This window comes from Curtobacterium sp. MCBD17_019, from assembly GCF_003234555.1.
Taxonomy (GTDB): domain Bacteria; phylum Actinomycetota; class Actinomycetes; order Actinomycetales; family Microbacteriaceae; genus Curtobacterium.
Window position 1 is genome coordinate 1 of sequence record NZ_QKTT01000031.1, and the last position, 5887, is coordinate 5887.

The 5887-nt window shown below is 56.6% G+C and carries 3 rRNA genes; all 3 read left to right on the forward strand.

Going from position 1 to position 5887, the window contains the following annotated elements:
- The first annotated feature begins 503 nt into the window (after positions 1-503).
- The 3 genes from DEI82_RS15830 (at position 504) to rrf (ending at position 5878) form a co-directional block, all read left to right on the forward strand.
- Positions 504-2023: ribosomal RNA gene (locus tag DEI82_RS15830) — 16S ribosomal RNA — on the forward strand.
- A 502-nt stretch (positions 2024-2525) separates the two neighbouring features.
- A 23S ribosomal RNA gene (locus tag DEI82_RS15835) occupies positions 2526-5654 on the forward strand.
- A gap of 107 nt (positions 5655-5761) precedes the next feature.
- Positions 5762-5878, forward strand: a 5S ribosomal RNA gene (rrf, locus tag DEI82_RS15840).
- Together the 16S, 23S and 5S rRNA genes form the textbook arrangement of a ribosomal RNA operon.
- The last annotated feature ends 9 nt before the right edge of the window (positions 5879-5887 follow it).

Below are 5887 nucleotides of genomic sequence, written 5' to 3' on the forward strand. Positions count from 1 at the left end.
CGCGACACGCCCGGGATGTGGGGTGGTTTGCTGGGTGGTGGGGTGGTGCGTAAAGTAATCACTCGTCACCCCAAAGGTGCGGCGGAGCGGCCGGGACAGTGTCCCGGAGCGAGCCGGCCTCAAGCGGGACCGTCCTCCACCGAGGTTCTGATCGGGACTTGCGCCTGATCGCTTCGACGCTTAGGATGTAAAACCTGCAACTGGTCCTCTCCTTCGGGATGAGCCATCCACCTCGTGTAGGGGGATGCACATCGGTTGCACAACCAAGAACACAGCTTCGTTGCTGATGTCCGGGGGTTCCCGGGTTGATGAGCGGATGCGTCTGGTCCTTGAGAACTCAACAGCGTGCACATTGTCAATGCCAATTTATTGACCCCGTGCGTGTCGGCCTTCGGGTTGGCGCGTTCGTGGACGATTCCTTTGGATTGAATGATTGTCAGTAGACAGTCTTTTCAGTCAGCATCAAATTCGCCTTCTGCTCTTCGGAGTGGTTGGGAACGTTTTTTACGGAGAGTTTGATCCTGGCTCAGGACGAACGCTGGCGGCGTGCTTAACACATGCAAGTCGAACGATGATGCCCAGCTTGCTGGGCGGATTAGTGGCGAACGGGTGAGTAACACGTGAGTAACCTGCCCCTGACTCTGGGATAAGCGTTGGAAACGACGTCTAATACTGGATATGACGGCCGATCGCATGGTCTGGTCGTGGAAAGAATTTTGGTTGGGGATGGACTCGCGGCCTATCAGGTAGTTGGTGAGGTAATGGCTCACCAAGCCGACGACGGGTAGCCGGCCTGAGAGGGTGACCGGCCACACTGGGACTGAGACACGGCCCAGACTCCTACGGGAGGCAGCAGTGGGGAATATTGCACAATGGGCGAAAGCCTGATGCAGCAACGCCGCGTGAGGGATGACGGCCTTCGGGTTGTAAACCTCTTTTAGTAGGGAAGAAGCGAAAGTGACGGTACCTGCAGAAAAAGCACCGGCTAACTACGTGCCAGCAGCCGCGGTAATACGTAGGGTGCAAGCGTTGTCCGGAATTATTGGGCGTAAAGAGCTCGTAGGCGGTTTGTCGCGTCTGCTGTGAAATCCCGAGGCTCAACCTCGGGCTTGCAGTGGGTACGGGCAGACTAGAGTGCGGTAGGGGAGATTGGAACTCCTGGTGTAGCGGTGGAATGCGCAGATATCAGGAAGAACACCGATGGCGAAGGCAGATCTCTGGGCCGTAACTGACGCTGAGGAGCGAAAGCGTGGGGAGCGAACAGGATTAGATACCCTGGTAGTCCACGCCGTAAACGTTGGGCGCTAGATGTAGGGACCTTTCCACGGTTTCTGTGTCGTAGCTAACGCATTAAGCGCCCCGCCTGGGGAGTACGGCCGCAAGGCTAAAACTCAAAGGAATTGACGGGGGCCCGCACAAGCGGCGGAGCATGCGGATTAATTCGATGCAACGCGAAGAACCTTACCAAGGCTTGACATACACCGGAAACGGCCAGAGATGGTCGCCCCCTTGTGGTCGGTGTACAGGTGGTGCATGGTTGTCGTCAGCTCGTGTCGTGAGATGTTGGGTTAAGTCCCGCAACGAGCGCAACCCTCGTTCTATGTTGCCAGCGGTTCGGCCGGGGACTCATAGGAGACTGCCGGGGTCAACTCGGAGGAAGGTGGGGATGACGTCAAATCATCATGCCCCTTATGTCTTGGGCTTCACGCATGCTACAATGGCCGGTACAAAGGGCTGCGATACCGTAAGGTGGAGCGAATCCCAAAAAGCCGGTCTCAGTTCGGATTGAGGTCTGCAACTCGACCTCATGAAGTCGGAGTCGCTAGTAATCGCAGATCAGCAACGCTGCGGTGAATACGTTCCCGGGCCTTGTACACACCGCCCGTCAAGTCATGAAAGTCGGTAACACCCGAAGCCGGTGGCCTAACCCTTGTGGAAGGAGCCGTCGAAGGTGGGATCGGTGATTAGGACTAAGTCGTAACAAGGTAGCCGTACCGGAAGGTGCGGCTGGATCACCTCCTTTCTAAGGAGCATCTGGCACTGCTGGCCTGGCCCGTTCGGGTTGGGGGTGGTGTCCAGGCGCCGGATCGAGACGAATGTTCTTGCCGGTAGCTCATGGGTGGAACATTGACAGTGGGTCCGGATGGATCTCGTGGATGCTAGTACGTCGGTTTCGGCCGGTTGGAACGGGTCTGTGGGTGAGGTTCGGGCCGTGCACGTTGTTGGGTCCTGAGGGACCAGGCTTCCCTGCTGCCTGTGTGGTGGTGGGGGTTGGGGCTTGATGCCCCCTCGTTGGGCCAGTGCCAAGTCGACCGGTTGGTCGGGGCGGGCTGGTGCCGATCGTATGTTGAGAACTACACAGTGGACGCGAGCATCTTAGACGCTTGCTGATTCGTCGCCGGCTTTCGTGGTTGGTGGTGGGTCGGCTGGTGTCACAAGAGTGCGATTCGCTCCTGACGTCGTTTGGCGTTGGGACGAGTCAACACTGAGGCCGTGCATCGTTTTCGGTGCGCGGCAATCTTTGTGGTCAAGTTTCTAAGAGCAAACGGTGGATGCCTTGGCATCTGGAGCCGAAGAAGGACGTAGAAATCTGCGATAAGCCTCGGGGAGCTGATAATCGAGCTGTGAGCCGAGGATTTCCGAATGGGGAAACCCCGCCAGGCGTTTTGCGACCTGGTGACTCCCGCCTGAATGTATAGGGCGGGTAGAGGGAACGTGGGGAAGTGAAACATCTCAGTACCCACAGGAAGAGAAAACAACATGTGATTCCGTGAGTAGTGGCGAGCGAAAGCGGATGAGGCTAAACCGATCATGTGTGATAGCCGGCGGGCGTTGCATGGTCGGGGTTGTGGGACACGTCGCTCAGTTCTGCCGGACTGGGGCGGTTACAGCGCATCATAGTCGAACCGGTTTGAAAGCCGGGCCGTAGTGGGTGCCAGCCCCGTAGACGAAATGGTGTTATGGCCGGATGTGTATCCCAAGTAGCACGGGGCCCGAGAAATCCCGTGTGAATCTGTCAGGACCACCTGATAAGCCTAAATACTCCCAGATGACCGATAGCGGACAAGTACCGTGAGGGAAAGGTGAAAAGTACCCCGGGAGGGGAGTGAAATAGTACCTGAAACCGTTTGCTTACAAACCGTTGGAGCCTCCTTGTTGGGGTGACAGCGTGCCTTTTGAAGAATGAGCCTGCGAGTTAGCGATATGTGGCGAGGTTAACCCGTGTGGGGTAGCCGTAGCGAAAGCGAGTCTGAATAGGGCGATTCAGTCGCATGTCCTAGACCCGAAGCGAAGTGATCTATCCATGGCCAGGGTGAAGCGACGGTAAGACGTCGTGGAGGCCCGAACCCACTTCAGTTGAAAATGGAGGGGATGAGCTGTGGATAGGGGTGAAAGGCCAATCAAACTTCGTGATAGCTGGTTCTCTCCGAAATGCATTTAGGTGCAGCGTTGCGTGTTTCTTGCCGGAGGTAGAGCTACTGGATGGCCGATGGGCCCTACAAGGTTACTGACGTCAGCCAAACTCCGAATGCCGGTAAGTGAGAGCGCAGCAGTGAGACGGTGGGGGATAAGCTTCATCGTCGAGAGGGAAACAACCCAGACTACCAACTAAGGCCCCTAAGCGTGTGCTAAGTGGGAAAGGATGTGGAGTTGCACAGACAACCAGGAGGTTGGCTTAGAAGCAGCCACCCTTGAAAGAGTGCGTAATAGCTCACTGGTCAAGTGATTCCGCGCCGACAATGTAACGGGGCTCAAGCACACCGCCGAAGTTGTAGATTTCGTACCCAGACAAGCCTTCGTGGTTCAGTCGTACGGAGTGGTAGGAGAGCGTCGTGTGGCGAGTGAAGCGGCGGAGTGATCCAGCCGTGGACGCCACACGAGTGAGAATGCAGGCATGAGTAGCGAAAGACGGGTGAGAAACCCGTCCTCCGAAAGACCAAGGGTTCCAGGGCCAGGCTAATCCGCCCTGGGTAAGTCGGGACCTAAGGCGAGGCCGACAGGCGTAGTCGATGGACAACGGGTTGATATTCCCGTACCGGCGAACAACCGTCCCAGTCAATCCAGTGGTGCTAAGAGTCCTAACCCGGCTCGATCCTGATCCCTTCGGGGTGATGGACGTCCGGTCTAACGCTCGACCCCATGCTGGTGCGGCTAGCGTATTAACAGGTGTGACGCAGGAAGGTAGCTGAGCCAGGCGATGGTATCCGTAAGGTGAACCTGGTGTAAGGATGTAGGGCTGACGATAGGCAAATCCGTCGTCTGTACGCCTGAGATCCGATGCATACCCGTCATGGGGAATTCAGTGATCCTATGCTGCCGAGAAAAGCATCGACGCGAGGTTGCAGCTGCCCGTACCCGAAACCGACTCAGGTGGTCAGGTAGAGAATACCAAGGAGATCGAGAGAATCGTGGTTAAGGAACTCGGCAAAATGCCCCCGTAACTTCGGGAGAAGGGGGGCCGGAACCGTGAACGGACTTGCTCCGGGAGCGGGGAAGGCCGCAGAGACCAGTGGGAAGCGACTGTTTACTAAAAACACAGGTCCGTGCGAAGTCGCAAGACGATGTATACGGACTGACGCCTGCCCGGTGCTGGAAGGTTAAGAGGAAGGGTTAGCCTCACGGCGAAGCTCAGAATTTAAGCCCCAGTAAACGGCGGTGGTAACTATAACCATCCTAAGGTAGCGAAATTCCTTGTCGGGTAAGTTCCGACCTGCACGAATGGCGTAACGACTTCCCAGCTGTCTCAACCGCGAACTCGGCGAAATTGCACTACGAGTAAAGATGCTCGTTACGCGCAGCAGGACGGAAAGACCCCGTGACCTTTACTACAGCTTGGTATTGGTGTTCGGTGTGGCTTGTGTAGGATAGGTGGGAGACTGTGAAGCGGGCACGCCAGTGTTCGTGGAGTCGTTGTTGAAATACCACTCTGGTCACTCTGGATGTCTAACGTAGGACCCTGATCGGGTTCATGGACAGTGCCTGGTGGGTAGTTTAACTGGGGCGGTTGCCTCCCAAAAAGTAACGGAGGCGCCCAAAGGTTCCCTCAACCTGGTTGGCAATCAGGTGTCGAGTGTAAGTGCACAAGGGAGCTTGACTGTGAGACTGACAAGTCGAGCAGGGACGAAAGTCGGGACTAGTGATCCGGCAGTGGCTTGTGGAAGCGCTGTCGCTCAACGGATAAAAGGTACCTCGGGGATAACAGGCTGATCTTGCCCAAGAGTCCATATCGACGGCATGGTTTGGCACCTCGATGTCGGCTCGTCGCATCCTGGGGCTGGAGTAGGTCCCAAGGGTTGGGCTGTTCGCCCATTAAAGCGGTACGCGAGCTGGGTTTAGAACGTCGTGAGACAGTTCGGTCCCTATCCGCTGCGCGCGTAGGAAATTTGAGAAGATCTATCCCTAGTACGAGAGGACCGGGATGGACGAACCTCTGGTGTGTCAGTTGTTCTGCCAAGGGCACCGCTGATTAGCTACGTTCGGACCGGATAACCGCTGAAAGCATCTAAGCGGGAAGCCGTCTTCGAGATGAGATTTCCATGCCCCTTGTGGGTGAGAGGCTCCCAGTAGACGACTGGGTTGATAGGCCGGATGTGGAAGCGGGGACTAACGACCCGTGGAGCTGACCGGTACTAATAAGCCGATGACTTGATTACACTTCCCACCCGTTCGGGTGGGGCTCGCGTCCACTTTGTGGTTCCCGATATGCGATCGGGGATCATCCGCATCAACTGCGGAACATGATCGTGAATATCGATGGTGTTCCGGTGGTCATAGCGAGAGGGAAACGCCCGGTCACATTCCGAACCCGGAAGCTAAGCCTCTCAGCGCCGATGGTACTGCAAGGGGGACCTTGTGGGAGAGTAGGACACCGCCGGACTCAACGTCA